Genomic DNA, 22,320 nt, shown 5'->3' on the forward strand with positions numbered 1-22,320 from the left:
CAAACCACGCAGGAACACGTTGGCGTTCTGCTCTTTGGCGAAATGCGCCAGCAGTGTGGAGAAGCCGACGACTTCAACGTTCGGCAAATGTTTGGTGACCTCGCGGGCCAGCTCCACACGCTGTTCCAGCGGAAACAACGGGTTTTTCTTCGGGCTGGCGGCGACAGCAATGATCACGTGATCGAACAGGCGCGCGGCGCGTTCGACCAGATCGCCATGGCCCTTGGTAATAGGGTCGAAGGTACCTGGGTACAACACTCGGTTCATCGCGTCGTCCTGGCGGGAGTGCGTTGGGGAGTCGGATGGTATCGCAGCATTACCGGTCGGCCAAGTCGCCTGTTGGGTAAGAAAGCACTATAGACGATGAGAATGTTCGTCGTTTTCATGGGTTTTTTAAACGTTCAGCGAGAGAAGTCGCCAGCTGTGCCGTCAGACCGTAGACCGACAATTGCGGATTTGCGCCAATGCTGGTGGGGAACAACGAGCCGTCGTGGATCGACAGATTGCCCAACTGATGATGCCGGCCGAGGCTGTCGGTCACGGCGGTTTTCGGGTCTTCGCCCATGGCACAACCGCCCATTACATGGGCGCTGCCCAGCCGCGTGCGATACAACTCCAGGCTGAGTCCATCTATCAGCTTGCGCGCTTCGCCAAGGCTTTTTACATAGTGCGCATCGGCGTGCATCGGCATCACGGCTTTGGCGCCACCGGCGAACTGGATCTCGGCCATGCTATGGAACGCCCGGCGCAAACCCTCCCAGACATAGGATGAAACCTGGTAATCGAGTACCGGTGTACCGTCCCCGCGCAGTTCGACACTGCCGCCGGGGCTGTCCGGGTGGAAACCATCGCGCAGCAACGCGAGCATGGCGTGGGTGTGCGGCAGGTTGGCCATGTGCTGCGCATTCTCCTGGCCGAAACCGCCGAGTAGGGTCGCCGCGAGCGCCGGGTGCAGCGGCGGAACCTCCAGTTTGTAACCCATCTTGCCGGTGGTGCCGTCCAGCCATTGGAAATGGTCGGAATAGATCGACTGCGGCGCCCCGTAAAACGGGTTGATCACCTCGTCGAACAGTCCTGCAGACATGTTCACCACATGCAGAAAGGTCCGTTTGCCCAGCCGTTGGTGCGGATCAGGCGCGTCGGAGCGCAACAGCAGTGCCGGGCTGTTGATCCCGCCGCCGGCCAGCACGTAATGCCGGGCCTTGACCGTAATGCTACGGCCAGTGGGCTCAACGCAGCGTTCGTCCATCGCCACGCATTGCAGTCCAGTGACCTTGTCGCCGGTGATCATGAGTTTTTCGGCGCGAGCCAGGTACAGCAACTCGCCACCCTTTTCCAGGGTGGCGGGAATGGTGGTGACCAGCATCGATTGCTTGGCGTTGGTCGGGCAGCCCATGCCGCAGTAACCGATGTTCCAGCAGCCGCGCACATTGCGCGGGATCACGTGCCAGCTGTAGCCGAGTTTTTCACAGCCCTTGCGGATCACATCGTTGTTGGCGTTGGGTGGAACCATCCAGGGCGCGATGCCCAGGCGTTGCTCCATTTTCTCGAACCACGGGGCCATTTCAGCCGTACTGTGACCCTTCACATTGTGTTCTTTGGCCCAGTACTCCAGGGTCGACTCGGGAGTGCGGAAGCTGGAGGTCCAGTTGATCAGCGTAGTACCGCCCACCGCCCGACCCTGGAGAATGGTGATCGCGCCGTCCTTGCTCATGCGCCCGATGCCTTCCTGATAGAGGTTGGCGTAGGCCTGATCTTCGAGCAGTTTGAAATCGCTGCTGGTTTTGAGCGGGCCTTCTTCGATCAGCAACACTTTGTACCCGGCTGCGCTGAGGGTTTCTGCGGTGGTCCCGCCGCCGGCGCCACTGCCGATGATTGCCACATCCGCTTCGAGGGTCAGGTCCTGGGTCAGTCGGGAGCCATCATGGGTTTTCCAGCCACGGGCCATGCCTTCGCGGAACGGGTCGGGTACGGGCATCTTCAGGTTCTCTTGTTGTTATGGTTTGAATCAGCGGTGTTCATTCGGCCGACTTCGCGAGCAGGCTCGCTCCCACAATGGATCGCATCGCTTTTTGTGGGAGCGAGCCCGCTCGCGAAAGGGGGCGACACGGTTTTAAACGGTGGGCGGCCCGGGATACCCGCAATGCACCCAAGACTCCTTGCGCCCATACCAGGCCATCATCACCAGTTGCAGCAATGAGCTGTGGCCCATGCGCAGCAGGCTCAGCGAGCTGTTTTCCCAACGATCGAGAAAATGCCGGATCTCATCGCGGCTGGCGTTTTCCCAGCTGCCCCATATGCCGGTCAGCGGTCCCCGAGTCACGGCCATGCCCAGCACATCGAATAGCTGACGGGTCAGCTTGAGCATTTCCGGCGACAAGTGATCGAGGCTCAAGTCCAGGCTTTTCAAGGTGCCTTCGACAGCGCTGGGCATCTGTTCAACGGCCACGGCACCGTCGAGCATCACCGGAATCAGTGCACGCAAAAACAGAAGATCGCCACTGCGCAGCGCCGCAAAACTACTGGCCGGAATGTTCGACGAACAGCCGCTGAGACTGGCCCCCAACCCGGCGGTGGCGAGAAAGGCACTGGCGCCCAGGCTGAATTTGAGCAGGCCGCGCCGTGACAGCGCGGGAGAATCGGACAGGCTTGGGCTCATTATTGTTTTTACCCGATGGCGTTGAGCGTTAGCGGATGAACAGCTTCTGGATCAGTTTCTGAATGGATTTGCCGTACGGCGGGTAAATCAGTTTCGCCGCGTTGAAGCGCTGTTTGATCAGCACGCCCTTGGCCTTGCTGAAAGTCAGGAAACCCTCGTGGCCATGGTAATGGCCCATGCCCGAGGCGCCGATGCCACCGAAGGGCATGTCATCCTGGGCGACGTGCAGCAGGGTGTCGTTCAGGCATACCCCCCCGGAATGGGTTTCGTGCAGCACGCGGCTTTGCTCGCGCTTGTCGTAGCCGAAGTAATACAGCGCCAGTGGGCGAGGGCGCTGATTGATGTAGGCAAAGGCCTGATCCAGGTCCTTGTACGGCACGATCGGCAGCAGCGGACCGAAGATTTCGTCCTGCATAACGGTCATGTCGTCGCTGACGTTGAGCAGCAGGCTATGTCCCATGCGGCGTCCCTGGCTTTGTTCGAACAACGGGATCAGCAGCGCGCCCTTGCTGGTGGCGTCGCTGAGGTAGCCGTTGAGTCGTGCCAGCTGCCGGTCATTGATGATTGCGGTGTAGTCCGGGTTGTCGGCCAGCGTCGGATAAAAGCCACGCACCGCCTGACGATAGGCCTCGACGAACGCACCGACGCGATCTTCCGGCACCAGCACATAGTCCGGGGCCACGCAGGTTTGCCCGGCGTTGAGGGTCTTGCCGAACGCAATGCGCTCGGCGGCATCCTTGAGCGGAACATCGGCGGATACGATGGCGGGGGACTTGCCGCCCAGTTCCAGGGTGACCGGCGTCAGGTTTTCCGCCGCCGCGCGCATGACGTGTTTGCCGATGCTGGTGGCACCGGTGAACAGCAAGTGATCGAAACGCAGCCTTGAAAACGCCACGCCGATATCAGCCTCGCCCAGCACCACGCAAACCAGGTCTTCGGGAAAGATTCGCCCCAACAGTTCCTTGAGCAGCATACCGGTGGCGGGGGTCGATTCGCTGAGCTTGAGCATCACCCGATTGCCCGCCGACAACGCACCGACCAAAGGTCCGATGGCCAGGTACAACGGGTAGTTCCAAGGCACGATCACCCCGATCACGCCCAGCGGCTGATAAACCACTTTGGCCGAGGCCGGCTGGAAAGCCACGCCGACCTTGCGCCGCGACGGACGCATCCAGCCCTTGAGGTGCCGACTGGCGTAATGGATGCCGTGCAGGCTGGGCATCAACTCGGCGAGCAGGGTTTCATCGGCGCTGCGGTGGCTGAAGTCCTGGCTGATCGCATCGATCAGAGCCTGACGCTCGCTATTCAACAAATCACGCAGCGCCTTGAGCCATTGTTGGCGCTGGGCGGCAGACGGCATGGGGTTGCCGGCATAGGCGGCGCGCTGTGCGTCAAACAGGGCCTTGAGTTCATCCAGAGGACGCTGCAGATCTTGCAGGTAGGAAATTTCGGCAGTCATGGTCGGCACCGGTTTTATTGTAATGAGGCACTTTTTAGAGTCTATACTCTATAAAGTCAAATGGCATCCTTGCACGGCTTTGTTTTATCCATGTCCGGATAGGTCGTAAGATGCCCCGTCAACGCACTCTGAATTTAAGCTCAAGCCATGGCCCCACGGATAAAAACCAGCGAGCGCATCGTGCAGAACAGCCTCGAGCTGTTCAATCAGCAGGGCGAGCGCAGCGTCAGCACCAACCACATTGCTGCCCACATGGAAATTTCCCCGGGCAACCTGTACTACCACTTCCCCAACAAGCAGGCGATCATCTCCGTATTGTTCAGCGAGTATGAAAGCCTGGTGGACAGCTTCCTGCGCCCGCCCCAGGGCCGGGCCGCCACGGTGGAAGACAAGCGCTTCTACCTCAAGGAGCTGCTGTCGGCGATGTGGCGGTACCGTTTTTTGCATCGCGATCTTGAGCACTTGCTCGACAGCGATCCGGAACTGGCCGCCCGCTATCGACGGTTTTCCCAGCGCTGCGTGATCCAGGGCACGCATATCTACGAAGGCTTCGTCGAAGCAGGCATCCTGAAGATGGATCGGGTGCAGATCGAATCCCTGACTATCAACGCCTGGATCATCCTTACCTCCTGGGTGCGCTTTTTGTGCACTACGCGGGAAAACTCCAGCCACCTCAGCGAGCAGGCGATCAAGCGCGGTGTCTATCAGGTGCTGGTGCTGGAGGCCGGGTTCGTCACGGATCAGGCGCGTGAGGCGGTCAACGCGTTGTTCGAAGAGTTTTACGTGCCGCTGGCCCAGGCGCTGGAAGAATCTGCGAGTTAACCGACGTGAATTGAAAAGTGCAGTAGGATCGAACCCCCGGTTTATTCACAGGAGCCCGTTATGCCCATTGCGCAACTGATCAGCCCGCAAGCGTTGGACCTGAAAAAGGAGCAACCGGGGCTGGTGATTCTGGATTGTCGTTTTGCTCTCGAAGACCCGGATTACGGTCAACGCAGCTATGCCGAAGGCCACATCGCCGGGTCAAATTTTGCCGATCTTGAGCGTGATCTCAGCGGGAAAGTTGAAAAGGGCGTGACCGGGCGTCACCCGTTGCCCGAGCCGGCCGACCTGATTGAGCGCCTGCAAGCCTGGGGCGTCAACAGCGACAGTGAAGTCGTTTTGTACGACGACGGCCCGGGTGCCTACGCGGCGCGGGCCTGGTGGTTGCTGGCCTGGCTGGGCAAGCGTGAGGGCGTGTTCATCCTCGATGGCGGGCTCAAGGCCTGGCATGCGGCCGGTCTGCCCTTGAGCCTTGATCCGCCGTCAATCACTCGCGGCACCTTTACCGGCACCCCGGATACCTCGTTGTTGCTCAGCGCCGAGCAGCTGCTTAAACGCCTCGGCAAGCCCGAGCTGACCTTGCTCGACGCCCGCGCCTTGCCGCGCTTCAAAGGTGAAGTGGAGCCCATCGACCCTGTGGCCGGGCACATTCCCGGTGCGCAATGCGCGGCCTTCACCGACAACCTGGGCAGTGACGGGCGTTTCCTGCCGGCCGATCAGCTCAAACAGCGATTTGCCGCGAAACTGGGTGATCGTTCACCGGATGATCTGGTGGCGTATTGCGGGTCCGGCGTAACGGCGTGCCATAACCTGTTTGCCCTGTGCCTGGCGGGTTATCCGTTGGGTTCGCTGTATGCCGGCTCGTGGAGTGAGTGGATCAATGATCCTGCGCGGGGGATTGCCACCGGCGAGTAAACACTGATCTCCTGTGGGAGCGAGCCTGCTCGCTCCTACATTAGAGATGTGTAGTCAGTGATTGCCGCGCACTGCGATACGCCCCCGGCCCCACCCCGTACACCTGCTTGAACTGCCGGCTCAAATGGCTCTGGTCGGCAAATCCCAGTTGCGTCGCCACTTCCAGCGGTAAACACCCGCCTTGCAACAACGCCCGCGCCCGGGCGATGCGCTGTTGCATCAGCCAGGTATGCGGCGGCATGCCGGTGGCGCGGCGGAACACTCGGGCGAAATGAAAGGGGGACAGATTGACTGCCGCCGCCAGTTCTTCCAGCGAAGGCGGCGCCGCCAGCCGCGCGTGCAGCAACTCCTTGGCCAGCGTCACCGCCCGGTGTTCCTTGCCCGGTTGTCCGGCATCCGCAACGGCCGCATGACGCTGCAACAGCGACAGCATCAGCTCTCGCCAGGCCGTCTGCTGTTGCAGGGCAGTGGAAGGGCTTTCCAGCAAACGATGCAATTGGCAGAAACCGTTCACCAGGTCCGGATCGCGATACAGCGTGGCACCGAAGGCCGGCAAGTGGTGAGTCGGCAGTTCGAGTTCGGCCAACAGTGACAAAATTTGCCCGCTGTCCGGATAAAACGCTCGATACAGCCAACCGTCCTCCGTGCCCTTGTGGCCGGTGTGCAGTTCGTCGGGATTGATCAACACCAGCGTGCCGCTGCCCGCCAGGTGTTCAGCGCCGCGATAGCGGTAACGCTGGGCGCCGGCCATGATCATGCCGATCACAAAGCCGTCGTGCACATGGGGTGCGAAACGGTGTTCGATGTAGCGTGCTGACAACAATTCGACTCCGGCCAACGGCGCTGTTTGCCAGAAGTGGATCGATTCGCCTTGATCGACGCCCATGTATTACTCGCGCCCCACGGTGGCCAGCCATTGGGGAATACGCCGCTCCAGGTAGTAGCCCGGCTGCCTGACTGAACCGTCGACAAACCCGACATGTCCGCCTTTGGCCTGCAATTCGAATTGCGTGCAGGCAGACAACTCATCCGCCTGCGGCAGGCTGTGGGGAAAGACAAAGGGATCGTCAGCTGCCTGAATAACCAGGGTCGGCGTACGAATTTCCCCGAGGAAGTAACGGCTCGACGCGCGACGATAGTAATCCTCGGCATCGGCGAAGCCGTTCAGTGGCGCGGTCACCCGGCCATCGAAATCCCAGAACGTGCGCATGTTTTCCAGCGAGCCCAGCGCCGTCAGTGCCGCCAGGCCATCTTCGCGCCCGTCATGCTGGAATTGGCGCTGCTTGTTCTTGATGTAGGCCAGCATCTCGCGCATGAAATGCGCCTGATAGACCTTGGAGAAGCCCTGACCGATCCGGTCGGCGCATTGATCCAGGCGAAACGGCACAGATACCGCCACCGCGCCGAGCACGCCGCTGTTACTGCCGGTCTCGCCCAAGTGCTTGAGCAGCACATTGCCGCCCAGGGAATAACCCACCGCATACAGCGGTGCGAGAGGCCGTTTGGCCCGCAGGTGCCTGATGGTTTCGGCCAGGTCCTCGCTGGCGCCGGAATGGTAGCTGCGTGGCAACAGATTCGGTTCGCCGGAACAGCCGCGCCAGTTCAGCGCGACGCTGGCCCAGCCCCGGTTGCCCAGCGCTTTTTGCATCCCGGCCACGTAAGGCGAATTAGACGAACCGGTCAGCCCGTGCAATACCAGCACCAATGGCGCATTGACGGTGTGCGGGCCATGCCAGTCCAGATCGAGGAAGTCGCCATCCTCAAGCCACAAGCGTTCACGCTCGCGCTCAATGTGGGTGGTTTTGCGCCACAGCGGTCCCCACAAGGTTTGCAAGTGCGGATTGCCGAGGCCGAGGGCGGGGGTAAAGCGTTCTGACGGAGGGTGCACGATTGCTCTCGAAGCAGTGGCACATACCTGCATGGAGGTATGCGCCTTGTTCAGGCGGGTCGATTAACCAGCGATCTCTGCCATGCGTTGCCACAAAGAATAGTAGACCCGCCCGGACTTTTGCTCCCGGTGCAGGCGCCAGTTGCCCGGCAGGCCGAGCGTCGACGGCGCGGTTTCGCTCTCGGTGTAAACCCAGGCGTCCTCGGCCAGCCACTGGCGCTCTTCGAGCAGCTTGCAAACGGTGGTCAGCAGGTTCTGGTTGAACGGCGGGTCGAGGAACACCAAGTCATAAGCTGTTGCCGTCTGGGTTTCCAGATAGCGCAGGGCGTCGGCGGTCTGCACCTGGCCAGTGGTGCAGCGTAGCGTGCCCAGGTGCTCCTTGAGGCTGGACACCGCAAGGCTGCTGGCGTCCAGCGCCTGGCCCATGGCGGCGCCACGGGACAAGGCTTCGAGAAACAGTGCGCCGCTACCGGTGAACGGATCGAACACCTTGGCGCCGGGAACGTAAGGCGCGAGCCAGTTGAACAGGGTTTCACGCACCCGGTCCGGCGTCGGGCGCAGGCCCGGGGCATCGGGGAAGCTCAGTTTTCGGCTGCGCCATTCGCCGCCGATGATGCGCAGTTGGTTCACGCCGTTATGCACATTGTGGACAGGTTTTTTCGGGCGAGAAGTGGCCATTAATGCTCCGGAACCCCGAGCGGTTGCTCGGCAGGTTTATCAGTAGGGGCCGGTAACGGCTTTTGCGGTACGGTCGGGCCAGCGCTGACGATGACCATTTTGTCCGTACTCAGGTGTTTGTTCAGTGCGGCCCTGACTTGCTCGACGGTCAGGTCCTGGGACTGCTGCATGAAGTCTTCCAGATGACTCAACGGCAGATTATAGAAGCCAATCGCACCCAACTGACCGACGATATCAGCGTTGCTGGCGGTGGACAGCGGGAAGCTGCCGGCCAGTTCGCGCTTGGCATCGTCCAGTTCTTTTTGGGTCGGGCCGGTCTTAAGGTAATCGGCCAGGACATCCTGCACCAGCTTCAAGGTGCCTTCGCTCATTTCGGCGCGGGTCTGCAGGTTGATCATGAACGGGCCGCGCGCCTGCATCGGGGAGAAGCCCGAGTACACGCCGTAGGCCAGGCCACGCTTCTCGCGTACCTCGCTCATCAGTCGGGTACCGAAACCACCTCCACCGAGGATCTGGTTACCCATGGACAGTGCCGCGTAGTCCGGGTCATCACGGTCGATGCCCAATTGCGCGAGCATCAGGTTGGTTTGCTTGGACGGGAACTCGATATGGCCAATGCTGGCCTTGGGTTCGCCTGGTTGCGCGATTTTCGGCAGGGTCGGACCCTTTGGCAGTGCGGCGGATACCTGTGCGGCAATGGCTTCGGCTTCGGTGCGGGACAAGTCGCCGACCAGCGCGATCACCACGTTGCCCGCCGCATAGGCTTTCTCATGGAACGCGCGCAGCTGCGCCAGGGTGACGGCAGGAACGGTTTTCGCCGTGCCATCGCTGGCATGGGCGTACGGATGATCGCCATACAAGCGGTTCATCAGTTCAAGGCTGGCCAGTTTGCCGGGGTTCTGTTTCTGGTACTCGAAGCCGGCCAGCATCTGGTTTTTGATACGGGTAAACGAATCGGCGGGGAAGGTCGGTTTGCCGACGACTTCGGCGAACAGCTTCAAGGCCGGTTCACGCTTGTCCGCGGCGCTGAGGCTGCGCAGGGACGCAACGGCCATGTCTTTGTAGGCACCGTTGCCGAAATCGGCGCCCAGGCCTTCGAAGCCCTGGGCGATGGCGCTGACATCTTTACCGGCCACGCCTTCGTTGAGCATGGCGTTGGTCAGCAGCGCCAGGCCGGGGGCGTCGCCGTCCTGGCTGCTGCCGGCGGCGAAGATCAGGCGCATGTCGAACATCGGCAGCTCACGGGCTTCGACGAACAGCACCTTGGCGCCTTCGGTGGTACTCCAGGTCTGCACGTCGAGTTTACGGTGGCTCGGCGCCTTGCCGTTGAGTTCAGTCAGCGATTGCAGCTTCTGGCTGGCCTTGGCCTTGTCCAGTGCTTCGCCGGCAACGGAGTTATCGGTCCTGGAAAAATAGAACGCAGCTGAGCCGATCAGGGCCACAGCGATCAGGCCTAGCAGGGCCAGACGCGGTTTTTTATGTTCACTCATGAGTCGTCTCCTCCGGCAGTACATGGGCGACGCTGAGACGTTCGCGGGTGAAATACAGCTTGGCGGCTTTCTGGATGTCTTCCGGGGTCACGCTTTCCAGCTCGGCGAGTTCGCTGTCCATCAGCCTCCAGGACAGGCCGACGGTCTCCAGTTGGCCGATGGCGGTGGCCTGGCTGGTGATCGAGTCGCGCTCGTAAACCAGTCCGGCGATGACCTGCGCGCGCACGCGTTCCAGTTCTTCAGTGGACGGTGCGGTGGTTTTCAGTTGTTCGAGCAGCTTCCACAAACCGGCTTCAGCCTGGTCAATGGTTTTGTTTTTCTGGCTGTTGGGTGTGGCCGACAGGGTGAACAGGCTATCGCCACGGGTGTAGGCGTCGTAACTCGACGAGCCGCCGGACACCAGTTCTTCACCGCGCTCCAGTTGCGTCGGGATGCGCGCGCTGTAGCCGCCGTCGAGCAGGGCCGAGATCAGCCGCAAGGCATTCACCGAGCGTTTGTCTTCGGCGGTGGCGATGCTCGGCACGTTGAACGCCAGCATCAGGCTGGGCAATTGGGTCTTCACGTGCAAAGTGATCTTGCGCTCGCCGGGTTCGGCCAGTTCCAGCGGAATCTTCGCCGACGGTACGTCACGCTTGGCGATCGGGCCGAAATAACGCTGGGCCAGGGTTTTGACTTCGTCCTGGGTCACGTCGCCAACCACCACCAGGGTGGCGTTGTTCGGTACATACCAGGATTCATACCAGCGGCGCAGCTCTTCGACCTTCATGCGGTCAAGATCGGCCATCCAGCCGATGGTCGGCGTGTGGTAGCCGCTGGCGGGGTAGGCCATGGCCTTGAAGCGTTCGTAAGCCTTGGCCATCGGTTTGTCGTCGGTACGCAGGCGACGTTCTTCCTTGATGACTTCGATCTCGCGGGCGAATTCGTCGGGCGGCAGGCGCAGGCTGGCCATGCGGTCGGCTTCCAGCTCGAAGGCGACACCCAGGCGGTCGCGGGCCAGCACCTGGTAATACGCGGTGAAATCGTCGCTGGTGAAGGCGTTCTCCTCGGCGCCCAGGTCGCGCAGGATCAGCGACGCTTCGCCGGGGCCGACTTTTTCGCTTCCCTTGAACATCATGTGTTCCAGGGCGTGGGACAAACCGGTCTGCCCCGGCGTCTCGTAACTGGAGCCCACTTTGTACCAGACCTGGGAAACCACCACGGGCGCACGATGATCTTCGCGCACGACGACCTTCAAGCCATTGTCGAGGGTGAATTCGTGGGTGGGTTGTGGATCGGCAGCCAGGGCCGAGAGGGGCAGACAAACTGTGCCGAGCAGCAGGCCTGCGGCGCGGCGGGCTAGAGCATTCATTCGTTTTTAAACCTGTTGGGCTGCCCGCTTGGTCTTAGCCTAGGCGGGCGAGGAGGTGCTAGGATACTGATCCGTTTTACTGGCGGCCACGCCTATCAGGCCATTACGTTTGATCAGGTTGTATGGGTTTGCGGCAGAAAGCTTTGGTTTATCAACTAAACTCTGCTTTTTCGCCGATTTTGCCGCTTTAGTCCTTCGTGAAATCGTTCCGTCAGGTGCCGTTCGCACCTCGACAAAATGTTGCGCGTGAACAAGCTGGGTCAATCGCAGTCTGTTCTGCATCGAATATTTATTTGCCGAGGCGCCCGTTGGCGCGTCGCTACCGTGAGATAGCCGTCCTCCATGTTTGGTTCCAACGACGACAAGAAGACCCCAGCTGCGGCTGGCGAGAAAAAAAGCCTGTTCGGATGGCTGCGCAAAAAGCCGCAGGAACCCGTCGTCGAACAGCCACAGCCACTTCCTGAGCCAACGCCCGCGCCGGTAATAGAAGCAACGCCTGCGCCGGTTGTGCTGCCGATCGCCGAGCCGGTGCAGCAGCCGGCCGCCGAGCCTGTAAACGACGTCGCCGCCGAGTTGCCGCTGACCCCGGTCGCCGAACCCTGGCTGACCTTGCCGGTGGCGGAAGAGGCGGTTGCCCTGGTTGAAGATGAGCAGGCGCCACATGTGACGCCGCCGATTCCTGCGCCGACTGCGCAGGTTTCCGAACCGGTTCAGGTACCCGTGGTTGAGCCGGTTGCTGCACCGGTCGCGCTGGCGACGCCTGAACCTGCCGCGCCTGCATTCGTTCCGCCGGTTGCGCCGATTGTTCAAGCGCCAGAGCCTGCACCTGCACCTGCACCTGCACCTGCACCTGCACCTGCACCTGCACCTGCACCTATTGCCGCTCCTGTGGCCGCCGTACCTGCGGCTCCCGTCGAAACCCTGCCCGAGCCTGTGCGCACCGAAGAAACCAAGGCCGGTTTCTTTGCCCGTCTCAAGCAAGGCCTGTCCAAGACCAGCGCCAGTATCGGCGAAGGCATGGCCAGCCTGTTCCTGGGCAAGAAAGCCATCGACGACGAGTTGCTCGATGACCTCGAAACCCGTCTGCTGACCGCCGATGTCGGTGTGGAGGCCACTTCGGTGATCATCCAGCGCCTGACCCAGAAGGTCGCACGTAAAGAGCTGGCCGATTCCGATGCGCTGTACAAGTCCTTGCAGGGCGAGCTGTCGGCGATGCTCAAACCGGTCGAACAACCGCTGAAAATCGTCTCGCAGAACAAACCGTTCGTGATTCTCGTCGTCGGCGTCAACGGTGCCGGCAAGACCACCACTATCGGCAAGCTGGCGAAGAAGCTGCAGCTGGAAGGCAAGAAAGTCATGCTGGCTGCCGGTGACACCTTCCGCGCGGCGGCGGTCGAGCAACTGCAGGTCTGGGGCGAGCGCAACAAGATCCCGGTCATTGCCCAGCATACCGGTGCCGATTCGGCTTCGGTTATCTTCGACGCCGTGCAGGCCGCCAAGGCCCGTGGCATCGATGTGTTGATCGCCGACACCGCCGGTCGCCTGCACACCAAAGACAACCTGATGGAAGAGCTGAAAAAGGTTCGTCGGGTGATCGGCAAGCTCGACGCCGACGCGCCGCACGAGGTGTTGTTGGTACTCGACGCCGGCACCGGCCAGAACGCCATCAACCAGGCCAAGCAATTCAACCAGACCGTCGAACTGACCGGCCTGGCGCTGACCAAGCTCGATGGCACCGCCAAGGGCGGGGTGATTTTCGCCCTGGCCAAGCAGTTTGGCCTGCCGATTCGCTATATCGGCGTCGGTGAAGGCATCGACGATTTGCGCACTTTTGAAGCTGAACCCTTTGTCCAGGCACTGTTTGCCGAGCGGGAGCGTTCATGATTCGTTTCGAACAGGTCGGTAAACGCTACCCGAACGGTCACGTCGGCTTGCATGAGCTGAGTTTTCGAGTCCGTCGTGGCGAGTTTCTGTTTGTCACCGGCCATTCCGGCGCCGGTAAAAGCACCTTGTTGCGGCTGTTGCTGGCCATGGAGCGCCCAACCAGCGGCAAGCTGCTGCTCGCCGGGCAAGACCTGAGCACCATCAGCAACGCGCAGATTCCGTTTTTGCGCCGACAGATCGGCGTGGTGTTCCAGAACCACCAGTTGCTGTTCGATCGCACCGTATTCAACAACGTCGCACTGCCTTTGCAGATTCTTGGCCTGTCCAAGGCCGAGGTCGCCAAGCGCGTGGATTCAGCCCTGGAGCGCGTGGCGCTGTCGGACAAGACCGATTTGTACCCCGGTGATTTGTCCACCGGTCAGCAACAGCGCGTCGGCATCGCCCGAGCCATCGTTCACCGCCCGGCCTTGCTGCTGGCGGACGAACCGACCGGTAACCTCGACCCGCGCCTGGCGGCGGAAATCATGGGTGTGTTCGAAGACATCAACCGCCTGGGCACCAGCGTGCTGATCGCCAGTCACGACCTGGCCCTGATCGCACGCATGCGTCACCGCATGCTGACCTTGCAACGCGGTCGATTGATCGGCGACGGGGAGGCCGGCGTATGAGTGCGACACGCAGTCCAAAGGTTTCCGAACGCGTGGCTCCAAAAGCCGCCGATCCGCAGCCGCAGAAGAAAAAACGTGACGATGACGATGGGCCGGACTTTGCCACGCTGTTCCGTGCCTGGGTCGAAAGCCATCGCGCCAGCCTGCTGGACAGCCTGCGTCGACTGGGAAAGCACCCAATCGGCAGTTTTTTCACCTGCATGGTGATGGCGGTGGCCTTGAGCTTGCCCATGGGGCTGTCACTTTTGCTAAGTAACGTCGAGCGTTTGGGTGGTTCCTGGCAGCGTGCGGCGCAGATTTCCCTGTACCTGCAGCTCGAAGCCAGCCCGGCCGACGGCGAGGCGTTGCGCGAGCAGATCAAGGGCATGCCCGGTGTGGCGGATGCCGAGTACGTCGGTCGCGATCAGGCGCTGGAAGAGTTCCAGCAGCAGTCCGGTCTGGGGGAGGCGCTCAAGGAGCTGCCGGAAAACCCGCTGCCCGGCGTGGTGCTGGTGACGCCGAAGGAAGTCGACAAGTCGACGCTTGAAGCATTAAGACAAAAACTTTCCGAGTTGCCCAGGGTACAACAGGCGCAGCTTGATCTAGTCTGGGTCGAGCGTCTGGCAGCGATCCTCAAGCTGGGTGACCGTTTCGTCTTCGGTCTGACCGTGCTTCTGGTTTCTGCATTACTTTTGGTGATAGGCAATACCATTCGTCTTCATATTGAAAACCGCCGCACAGAGATAGAAGTGATTAAACTCGTCGGCGGCACTGACAGTTATGTGCGCAGGCCCTTCCTTTATATGGGCGCGCTTTATGGCTTTGGTGCGGGGATTCTTTCCTGGGGCGTGCTGGCGTTCGGCCTGAACTGGCTGAACGACGCGGTGGTCGGGCTGGCCGGTTTGTACGGTAGCGATTTCGCGCTGGCCGGCGTGCCGTCAGCCGACGGTCTGTCTCTCTTGCTTGGCGCGGTGCTGTTGGGGTATATCGGTGCATGGATTGCAGTCGCACGCCACCTGCGGGAGCTTGCGCCAAAGTAATATCATTTTGCTCGTATTGACCTTTCAGCGTTTATGGGAACTTGTCCTACGGTTCCCGGTCAATTTTCGCAGTGCTGAACTGCACGAGTTATGTAAGTCGGAGGTTTTTTCGTATGACCAATTCTTTGCAGCCTGCATATGCTCTGGTCCCGGGTGCGAACCTGGAGGCCTATGTGCACACGGTGAACAGCATTCCATTGCTGACGCCGGAGCAGGAGCGTGAACTGGCCGAGAGTCTCTATTATGAGCAGGATCTTGAGGCAGCTCGGCAGATGGTGCTTGCCCACCTGCGTTTTGTCGTACATATCGCCCGTAGCTATTCCGGCTACGGTCTGGCTCAGGCTGACCTGATCCAGGAAGGTAACGTCGGCCTGATGAAGGCCGTGAAGCGCTTCAACCCGGAAATGGGCGTACGCTTGGTGTCCTTTGCCGTGCATTGGATCAAGGCTGAAATCCACGAGTTCATCCTGCGCAACTGGCGGATCGTGAAAGTCGCGACCACCAAGGCGCAGCGCAAGCTGTTCTTCAACCTGCGCAGCCAGAAGAAGCGTCTGGCCTGGCTGAACAACGAAGAAGTCCATCGCGTGGCGGAAAGCCTCGGCGTGGAGCCGCGGGAAGTGCGTGAGATGGAAAGTCGCCTGACCGGCCATGACATGGCCTTCGACCCGGCTGCCGAAGCCGACGACGACAGTGCTTTCCAGTCGCCGGCCAACTACCTGGAAGACCACCGGTATGACCCGGCCCGTCAACTGGAAGACGCCGACTGGAGCGACAACTCCAACCACAACCTGCACGAAGCGCTGGAAGTGCTGGACGACCGCAGCCGTGACATCCTATACCAGCGCTGGCTGGCAGAAGAAAAAGCCACGCTGCACGACCTGGCGCAGAAGTACAACGTGTCGGCCGAGCGTATTCGCCAGCTTGAAAAGAGCGCGATGAACAAGCTCAAGTTGTCGATCGCTGCTTAACCTGCGCGAAGGCAATAAAAAACGCCCCGGTCATTGATCGGGGCGTTTTTGTTTGTGCACGTGATTCCGATCACGACACAAAACCAATGTGGTGGCGGGCTTGGTCGCTCCCACATTGGATCTACGGTGTTATTGGGACCAAGGCGCCCGGCGCGAATCATTCAGCCCCACCAGATAACTGTCACCACCGAGCTGGTTCATCTGCCGCCGTATCCAGCCTGCACGCCGCGCAACGTAAGAGGTCGGATGGCTGGCGCTCCACACTCGCGGGTTCGGCAGCACTGCCGCCAGCAAGCTGGCCTGTTGGCGGGACAGTTTGCCCGCGCTTACGCCGAAGTGATGCCTGGCCGCCGCTTCCGCGCCAAACACCCCGTCATCCCACTCGACGCTGTTGAGGTACACCTCGAGAATCCGCTGCTTGGGCCAGAATACTTCGATCAATGCGGTAAACCAGGCTTCCAGTCCTTTGCGCAACCAGCTGCGGCCGGACCACAGGAACAGGTTTTTCGAAACCTGCTGGCTGAGGGTGCTGGCGCCGCGAATCGAGCCGCCAAGTTCGTTGTGGGCCAGTGCCGCCTTGATCGCATAGACGTCGAACCCCCAGTGTTCGGGGAATTTCTGGTCCTCGCCGGCAATCACCGCGACTTTCAGGTCGTCGGAGATTTCCTCCCAGGGCTTCCAGGTGCGTTGCAGGTCGATGGGCTCGCCGTTGAACCAGGATTCGATCTTGCGCTCGACCATCAGCGCCGTCCCCGGAGGTGGCACCACGCGAAAGATCAGCACCAGCAATACGCTGCCGCCCATGAACCAGAGCACGGCCTTCGTGAAACGACGGAAATATAAACGCAGCATAGAGATGGCTTGGCCGAACCCGTTGAGCGGGCCATTATACAGACCCTGTTGATCGCGTCTGACTGGAGTTCTTCATGCTGCGTGGCTTTCTGATGCTGGCCGCTTTCTTTGGCTTTACAGGTGTCGGCCTTGGGGCCTTTGCCGCCCACGGACTGAAAAGCCGTCTGACGCCTGAATACCTGGCGATTTTTCATACCGGCGTCACTTATCAGCTGGTGCACACCCTGGCGCTGTTGGGCGTGGCGCTGTTGGCCACACAGATTCCCGGTCGGCTGGTCACCTGGGCCGGCGCGTCCTTTGCCATCGGCATCCTGCTGTTCTCCGGCAGCCTGTACGTGCTCACGCTGACGGGCGTCAGTAAGCTCGGCATCATCACGCCCTTCGGCGGTCTGGCGTTTCTGGTGGGCTGGTTCTGTTTGGGGCTCGCCGCCTGGCGGTTGAGCTGACCACGCGGTCCATTTCATGACGAATGGCTTGGGTCGGCCTGACTGATCGGGCTAGAATGCCAGCCCCTAAAAATGATGGCGGCATCCGGCATGCGCATTCAGTTGAACGGCGAATCCTTTGAACTGCCCGACGGTGAAACCGTTGCGGCCCTGCTGACCCGTCTGGACCTGACCGGACGCCGGGTGGCGGTCGAACTCAATCTGGATATCGTCCCACGCAGCCAGCATGCCGATACCACGCTCAATGACGGCGATAACGTCGAAGTCGTGCACGCCATCGGCGGCGGCTAGCTGTCAGGCCCGCATGGGCCGAGAATTCTGCAAGACCCTCACTCCTACAGAGGATTTCCCATGAGCATCGTTCGTAACGACAAGCCTTTCGTCCTGGCCGGTCGTACTTACCAGTCGCGTTTGCTGGTAGGTACCGGCAAGTACCGCGACATGGAAGAAACCCGCCTGGCCATCGAAGCCTCGGGTGCCGAGATTGTCACGTTTGCCGTGCGCCGTACCAACCTCGGCCAGAATCAGGGCGAACCGAACCTGCTGGATTTCCTCTCGCCGGATCGCTACACCTTCCTGCCGAACACAGCTGGTTGCTATGACGCCATCGAAGCCGTGCGCACCTGCCGCCTGGCCCGTGAGCTGCTCGATGGCCACAATCTGGTGAAGCTGGAAGTGCTGGCGGACCAGAAAACCCTGTTCCCCAACGTGATCGAAACCCTTAAGGCCGCCGAATCGCTGGTCAAGGAAGGCTTCGACGTGATGGTCTATACCAGCGATGACCCGATCATCGCCCGGCAACTGGCGGAAATCGGCTGCATCGCGGTGATGCCACTGGCCGGACTGATTGGCTCGGGCCTGGGGATCTGCAACCCGTACAACCTGCAGATCATCCTCGAAGAAGCGAAAATCCCGGTGCTGGTGGATGCCGGTGTCGGCACCGCTTCCGACGCCACCATCGCCATGGAGCTGGGCTGTGACGCGGTGCTGATGAACTCGGCCATCGCTCACGCGCAGCAACCGATCATGATGGCCGAAGCCATGAAGCACGCCATCGTTGCCGGTCGCCTGGCGTACCTCGCCGGCCGCATGCCGAAAAAACTCTATGCCAGCGCCTCTTCGCCGCTGGATGGTCTGATCAAGTAAGAGCCATTGATGACTGAATCGAAAGACACGCCAATCCAGACGGAAGAAGGCGACGAGCGCCAACACCGCCGCATCAAGAGTTTTGTGATGCGCGCCGGGCGCATGACCGAAGGCCAGCAACGTGGCCTGGAGCAGGGCGCACCCTTGTTCGTGCTGCCCCTGGCCGACGCGCCGGTGGACTTCGACCAGGTATTCGGTCGCTCGGCACCGCGCTCGCTGGAAATCGGTTTCGGCATGGGCCATTCGCTACTGGAAATGGCCGCCGCTGCGCCGGAGCAGGATTTCATCGGCGTGGAAGTACACCGTCCGGGCGTTGGTGCGTTGCTCAATGGCGTACTGACTCAGGGCCTGACCAACCTGCGGGTCTACGATTGCGATGCGATTGAAGTACTCAACCGTTGCGTGGCCGACAACAGCCTCGATCGCCTGATGCTGTTTTTCCCGGACCCTTGGCACAAGAGCCGTCACCACAAGCGCCGCATCGTTCAGGCGTCGTTCGCTGAGCTGGTGCGCAGCAAGTTGAAGGTCGGCGGCATTCTGCACATGGCCACCGACTGGGAACCGTATGCCGAATACATGCTGGAAGTGATGAACGTCGCACCGGGTTATCGCAACCTGGCCGAAGACGGCAAGTGCGTACCACGCCCGGCCGAGCGCCCGATCACCAAGTTCGAACGCCGCGGCGAACGTCTTGGGCATGGGGTGTGGGATCTGAAGTTCGAAAAACAGTCCTAAGCCCTACGCAATACCAACTGTGGGAGCGAGCCTGCTCGCGAAAGCGTCATAACATTCAACATCTTCGTTGACTGTCAGACCGCATTCGCGAGCAGGCTCGCTCCCACAGTGGCTTTGGATGTTGCCAACGATCAGCGGCGGTCAGCGACGACGCCGATAAGCACCAGCACTACCAGCAGAACCGGCGCCAGGCTGTAGTTGTTGAACTGGCTCAAGCCCTTGACGATCCACGGTGTGGCATAGATCAGCGCAGCACCGCTGCCGATCATGCACAGCAGGGCCATCAGCGGGACGCGCAAGGCACCGGCGATGCTGCCCAGGCGTTGCTCGACCCAGCCTTTGAAGTCCGCACCGAACAGGACGAGCAGGCAACCCACCAGGGCCAAGGCGATTTCCGAGAGGTTGCTGCGACTCCAGCGAGAGACGGTGGCGAGCAGGTCGAGTACCAAGTCCATTCGATTTCCTTATGTCAGAAAATTCTGCAGCAAGTCGTTGAGGAATAGCTGTCCGCGCTCGGTGGCCGCCAGACGTGACGGTTCGACCTGCAACAGGCCACTTTGTTCGGCTTCACGGCGGCCTTGGGCAAGGCTTTCCAGGGGCATCCCGGTACGTTCCGGGTACAACCGCGATTCGACACCCGCGGTCAGGCGCAGGGCGTTCATCAGGAACTCGAATGGCATTTCGTCATTGGTCAGCGTTTTCTCGCCGGCCTGAAAGCGTTTTGCCGGGTTCAGGTAGTCTTTCGGCAGGCGGGTTTTCCAGGTGCGGATGATGCGCCCGTCCGGATGGCTGAGCTTGCCGTGGGCGCCGGCGCCGATGCCGATGAAATCGCCAAAGCTCCAGTAATTGAGGTTATGCCTTGCCGGACGACCGGGTTGGGCATAGGCCGAGACTTCGTACTGGGCGTAACCGTGTTCGGCGAGCAACGCCTGCCCCGCCTCCTGAATGTCCCACAGCATGTCGTCTTCCGGCAGCGTCGGTGGCTGGTTCCAGAACACCGTGTTCGGCTCCAGGGTCAACTGGTACCAGGACAAATGGGTCGGCTTCAGGGCGATGGCCTGGCGCAGATCGCTCAGCGCATCGTCCAGGGATTGATCGGGCAAACCGTGCATCAAGTCCAGGTTGAAGTTATCGAACCCGGCCTGGCGCGCCATGCTGGCGGCTCGCACCGCTTCGTCGCCATTGTGAATCCGTCCCAGTGCCTTGAGTTTCTCTTGCTGAAAGCTCTGGATGCCGATCGACAGGCGATTGATCCCCAACGCACGGTAGGCGACGAATTTCTCTTGTTCGAATGTTCCTGGATTGGCTTCCAGGGTGATTTCGATGTCGCTGGCAAACCGGATGCGCTGCTCGACACCCTTGAGCAAACGGCCCAAGGCCTCGGCGCTGAACAGGCTAGGCGTGCCGCCACCGAAGAAGATCGAACTGAGCTCGCGGCCATAGACGGCGTGCAGGTCCAGATCGAGGTCGGCCAGCAACGCGTCCACGTACTCGTCTTCCGGCAGCACCGGGCTGGCGGTGTGGGAGTTGAAATCGCAATAAGGGCATTTGCGCACACACCACGGGATGTGGATGTACAGCGCCAGGGGCGGTAGCACTGGCAAGGCCGCCCGAGGCGTTTGCGCGCCGCCGAAGATCAGCGGCGACGCGGATGATTCAATGGTCATTTCAAGCCCAGACGCTGGCGCAGCAGATCCATTGCACGGGCGCGGTGACTGATCTGGTTCTTGTCACTCGGGCTTAGCTCGGCGCTGGAGCATTCACGCTCGGGGACCCAGAACAAAGGGTCGTAGCCAAAGCCGTGTTCGCCGCTGGCCTGGGTCAGGATGCGGCCGTGCCACAAGCCTTCACACAGGATCGGCAGCGGGTCATCGGCATGTCGCACCAGCGCCAGCACGCAGACGAACTGCGCGCCGCGTTCGGCTTCAGGCACGTCCTTCAACACATCGAGCAGTTTGGTGTTGTTGGCCGCATCGCCTTTACCGTCGGCATAGCGCGCCGAGTAGATGCCAGGCGCACCGCCCAGGAAGTCCACCGCCAGCCCCGAGTCGTCAGCCAGCGCCGGCAGGCCGGAAATGCGCGCGGCATTGCGGGCCTTGAGGATGGCGTTCTCGACGAACGACAGGCCGGTTTCTTCAGGCTCCACGCTGCTGAACTCGCCGATTGAGCGCAGGTGCACCGATTCGCCGAGCATGGCCTGGAGTTCCTTGAGTTTGCCGGCGTTATGGCTGGCGAGTACGAGTTGCGTGAAGTTGATCATTCGCCGGGAAAGAGCTCTTGGTTGAAGTTGATGGTGTTGATTTTGTCACCGGTCTGCACCTTGATGTCGAAAGTGCGGGTTTCCTGCTGGGGTACCGGGAATTGGGCGATGTAGTAGATCGCGCCTTGTTCGGTGATCTGTTTGAATTTCAGGTTCACGCTTTGGCTGGTCAGGTCTTTGACTGTGCCGCTGACCTGGGCCATCTGCGGCTTGCCGTCCTTGAGCACCGAAATGTTGATCACGCCCTGATTCTTGCTGCGGGTGAGTTCCGCGGCCTTGGCGATGTCCGGCGTCAGGAAGGTGGAGTTGAAGGTGTTGTAGTGCACCGTCGTGTCGCCAAAGACTTCCTTGCGATCACCTTTGATCGCATCAGCGGCCATGGCCGTGACGCTCAGGCAGGCGGTGAGTAGAAACAGCGCTAGACGACCCATGATCGTTCTCCTCGAATAAAGGTGTTCAGACCGCGACCTTGTGGTCTGCAAGCCCCGGGCTGCTGACGCGGTAAATGCCGATCTCACCTAACAGATTAGGCCATAGCTTGCTGGCCCACCCGTGTCGATGCTGTTGATCTACGGCAAGCCGATCAATGACCTTGGCTTCACGTTCGCGGCACAAGGCTTCAAAGTCGGCGAAGGTGCAGAAGTGGATGTTCGGCGTGTTGTACCAGGTGTACGGCAGAAACTCGGAAACCGGCATCCGGCCCTTGCTTGCCAGGTACCAGCGGCAACGCCAGTGACCGAAATTCGGGAACGTGATGATGCACTGGCGGCCGACCCGCAGCATTTCGTCGAGGATCTTGTCCGGGTAGTGCACCGCTTGCAGCGCCTGGGTCATGACCACGATGTCGAAACTGTTGCTGGCGAAGTTGCCCAAGCCCTTGTCCAGGTCCTGCTCGATGACGTTGATGCCCTTGGCCACGCACTCGGCGATGTTGTCCGCGTCGTTTTCCAGGCCATAACCGGTGACTTGCTTGTTGTCGCGCAGCCAGGTCAGCAGTTCGCCGTCGCCGCAACCGAGGTCGAGCACGCGGCTGCCGGCGGGGATCCATTCCTGGATGATTTCCAGATCGGCTCTCATGTCTTC

25 protein-coding genes are annotated in these 22,320 nt (G+C 60.8%); 10 read left to right on the forward strand and 15 right to left on the reverse strand.

From position 1 onward, the window contains the following. The 4 genes from coaD to FFS64_RS07825 form a co-directional block, all read right to left on the reverse strand. A partial coding sequence (gene coaD / locus FFS64_RS07810) for a pantetheine-phosphate adenylyltransferase (protein WP_137804886.1) occupies positions 1-267 on the reverse strand: 267 nt, incomplete at its 3' end. A gap of 115 nt (positions 268-382) precedes the next feature. After that, positions 383-1,978, reverse strand: coding sequence for a GMC family oxidoreductase (locus tag FFS64_RS07815; protein ID WP_137804887.1), 1,596 nt, complete (start codon positions 1,976-1,978; stop codon positions 383-385). Between the two features lie 135 nt (positions 1,979-2,113). Further along, complete coding sequence (locus FFS64_RS07820; RefSeq protein ID WP_137804888.1) at positions 2,114-2,659, reverse strand: twin-arginine translocation pathway signal protein; 546 nt, start codon at positions 2,657-2,659, stop codon at positions 2,114-2,116. A gap of 28 nt (positions 2,660-2,687) precedes the next feature. Further along, a complete protein-coding gene (locus FFS64_RS07825) occupies positions 2,688-4,118 on the reverse strand; it encodes a coniferyl aldehyde dehydrogenase (RefSeq protein ID WP_137804889.1) in 1,431 nt (476 codons plus the stop codon). 147 nt (positions 4,119-4,265) lie between these two features. On the opposite strand from FFS64_RS07825, the gene FFS64_RS07830 reads away from it, so the two are divergent. Next, complete coding sequence (locus tag FFS64_RS07830; RefSeq protein ID WP_137804890.1) at positions 4,266-4,940, forward strand: TetR/AcrR family transcriptional regulator; 675 nt, start codon at positions 4,266-4,268, stop codon at positions 4,938-4,940. Positions 4,941-5,000: 60 nt separating this feature from the next. After that, positions 5,001-5,855, forward strand: coding sequence for a sulfurtransferase (locus FFS64_RS07835; protein WP_137804891.1), 855 nt, complete (start codon positions 5,001-5,003; stop codon positions 5,853-5,855). A gap of 40 nt (positions 5,856-5,895) precedes the next feature. Here FFS64_RS07835 and FFS64_RS07840 read toward each other — a convergent pair whose 3' ends face one another. Genes FFS64_RS07840 through FFS64_RS07860 form a run of 5 tightly spaced genes read right to left on the reverse strand, consistent with a single transcriptional unit; the run spans position 5,896 to position 11,259 of the window. Next, positions 5,896-6,741, reverse strand: coding sequence for an AraC family transcriptional regulator (locus tag FFS64_RS07840; protein ID WP_137804892.1), 846 nt, complete (start codon positions 6,739-6,741; stop codon positions 5,896-5,898). Between the two features lie 3 nt (positions 6,742-6,744). Then, positions 6,745-7,776, reverse strand: a complete 1,032-nt coding sequence (locus FFS64_RS07845; RefSeq protein ID WP_372242168.1) for a hydrolase — start codon at positions 7,774-7,776, stop codon at positions 6,745-6,747. 30 nt (positions 7,777-7,806) lie between these two features. Then, positions 7,807-8,421: a 16S rRNA (guanine(966)-N(2))-methyltransferase RsmD gene (gene rsmD / locus FFS64_RS07850; RefSeq protein ID WP_137804894.1), complete on the reverse strand. Its 615-nt coding sequence runs from the start codon at positions 8,419-8,421 to the stop codon at positions 7,807-7,809. Next, a complete protein-coding gene (locus FFS64_RS07855) occupies positions 8,421-9,911 on the reverse strand; it encodes a pitrilysin family protein (RefSeq protein WP_137804895.1) in 1,491 nt (496 codons plus the stop codon). Before FFS64_RS07855 ends, rsmD begins: the two co-directional genes overlap by 1 nt. Then, positions 9,904-11,259 (reverse strand): pitrilysin family protein, encoded by a 1,356-nt coding sequence (locus FFS64_RS07860; RefSeq protein WP_137804896.1) that lies wholly within the window; start codon positions 11,257-11,259, stop codon positions 9,904-9,906. Before FFS64_RS07860 ends, FFS64_RS07855 begins: the two co-directional genes overlap by 8 nt. A gap of 342 nt (positions 11,260-11,601) precedes the next feature. On the opposite strand from FFS64_RS07860, the gene ftsY reads away from it, so the two are divergent. From ftsY to rpoH, 4 genes are all read left to right on the forward strand, one after another. Next, positions 11,602-13,143 carry a signal recognition particle-docking protein FtsY gene (gene ftsY / locus FFS64_RS07865; protein ID WP_137804897.1) on the forward strand — a complete coding sequence of 514 codons (1,542 nt, stop codon included), beginning with the start codon at positions 11,602-11,604 and terminating at the stop codon, positions 13,141-13,143. Next, positions 13,140-13,811: a cell division ATP-binding protein FtsE gene (ftsE, locus tag FFS64_RS07870; RefSeq protein WP_077046069.1), complete on the forward strand. Its 672-nt coding sequence runs from the start codon at positions 13,140-13,142 to the stop codon at positions 13,809-13,811. The genes ftsY and ftsE overlap by 4 nt, the downstream gene beginning before the upstream one ends. Beyond that, a complete protein-coding gene (gene ftsX, locus FFS64_RS07875) occupies positions 13,808-14,830 on the forward strand; it encodes a permease-like cell division protein FtsX (RefSeq protein ID WP_137804898.1) in 1,023 nt (340 codons plus the stop codon). Before ftsE ends, ftsX begins: the two co-directional genes overlap by 4 nt. Before the next feature lie 113 nt (positions 14,831-14,943). After that, entirely contained in the window at positions 14,944-15,798 is an 855-nt protein-coding gene (gene rpoH, locus FFS64_RS07880) for an RNA polymerase sigma factor RpoH (RefSeq protein ID WP_047534555.1), read from the forward strand. A 129-nt stretch (positions 15,799-15,927) separates the two neighbouring features. On the opposite strand, the gene mtgA is transcribed toward rpoH, so the two are convergent. Next, positions 15,928-16,650, reverse strand: coding sequence for a monofunctional biosynthetic peptidoglycan transglycosylase (mtgA, locus tag FFS64_RS07885; protein WP_137804899.1), 723 nt, complete (start codon positions 16,648-16,650; stop codon positions 15,928-15,930). Positions 16,651-16,724: 74 nt separating this feature from the next. Here mtgA and FFS64_RS07890 point away from each other — a divergent pair, with 74 nt between their 5' ends. From FFS64_RS07890 to trmB, 4 genes are all read left to right on the forward strand, one after another. Then, positions 16,725-17,096 carry a DUF423 domain-containing protein gene (locus tag FFS64_RS07890; RefSeq protein ID WP_137804900.1) on the forward strand — a complete coding sequence of 124 codons (372 nt, stop codon included), beginning with the start codon at positions 16,725-16,727 and terminating at the stop codon, positions 17,094-17,096. A 90-nt stretch (positions 17,097-17,186) separates the two neighbouring features. Then, positions 17,187-17,387 carry a sulfur carrier protein ThiS gene (gene thiS, locus FFS64_RS07895; RefSeq protein ID WP_007953386.1) on the forward strand — a complete coding sequence of 67 codons (201 nt, stop codon included), beginning with the start codon at positions 17,187-17,189 and terminating at the stop codon, positions 17,385-17,387. A 60-nt stretch (positions 17,388-17,447) separates the two neighbouring features. Further along, positions 17,448-18,242 carry a thiazole synthase gene (locus FFS64_RS07900; RefSeq protein ID WP_137804901.1) on the forward strand — a complete coding sequence of 265 codons (795 nt, stop codon included), beginning with the start codon at positions 17,448-17,450 and terminating at the stop codon, positions 18,240-18,242. Positions 18,243-18,251: 9 nt separating this feature from the next. Beyond that, on the forward strand, positions 18,252-18,977 hold the full coding sequence (gene trmB, locus FFS64_RS07905) for a tRNA (guanosine(46)-N7)-methyltransferase TrmB (RefSeq protein ID WP_137804902.1): 726 nt from the start codon (positions 18,252-18,254) through the stop codon (positions 18,975-18,977). Positions 18,978-19,108: 131 nt separating this feature from the next. On the opposite strand, the gene FFS64_RS07910 is transcribed toward trmB, so the two are convergent. Genes FFS64_RS07910 through metW form a run of 5 tightly spaced genes read right to left on the reverse strand, consistent with a single transcriptional unit; the run spans position 19,109 to position 22,314 of the window. Continuing rightward, positions 19,109-19,432 carry a DUF3392 domain-containing protein gene (locus tag FFS64_RS07910; protein WP_075946317.1) on the reverse strand — a complete coding sequence of 108 codons (324 nt, stop codon included), beginning with the start codon at positions 19,430-19,432 and terminating at the stop codon, positions 19,109-19,111. A gap of 9 nt (positions 19,433-19,441) precedes the next feature. Further along, positions 19,442-20,644, reverse strand: coding sequence for a radical SAM family heme chaperone HemW (hemW, locus tag FFS64_RS07915; protein ID WP_137804903.1), 1,203 nt, complete (start codon positions 20,642-20,644; stop codon positions 19,442-19,444). Next, a complete protein-coding gene (gene rdgB / locus FFS64_RS07920; RefSeq protein WP_137804904.1) occupies positions 20,641-21,237 on the reverse strand; it encodes an RdgB/HAM1 family non-canonical purine NTP pyrophosphatase in 597 nt (198 codons plus the stop codon). Before rdgB ends, hemW begins: the two co-directional genes overlap by 4 nt. Further along, positions 21,234-21,668 (reverse strand): DUF4426 domain-containing protein, encoded by a 435-nt coding sequence (locus FFS64_RS07925; RefSeq protein WP_137804905.1) that lies wholly within the window; start codon positions 21,666-21,668, stop codon positions 21,234-21,236. The genes rdgB and FFS64_RS07925 overlap by 4 nt, the downstream gene beginning before the upstream one ends. Positions 21,669-21,693: 25 nt before the next feature. Continuing rightward, positions 21,694-22,314: a methionine biosynthesis protein MetW gene (gene metW, locus FFS64_RS07930; RefSeq protein WP_060542415.1), complete on the reverse strand. Its 621-nt coding sequence runs from the start codon at positions 22,312-22,314 to the stop codon at positions 21,694-21,696. Positions 22,315-22,320: the final 6 nt, after the last annotated feature.

Origin of the sequence: Pseudomonas sp. G(2018), from assembly GCF_005502415.1 — a bacterium.
GTDB lineage: Bacteria > Pseudomonadota > Gammaproteobacteria > Pseudomonadales > Pseudomonadaceae > Aquipseudomonas.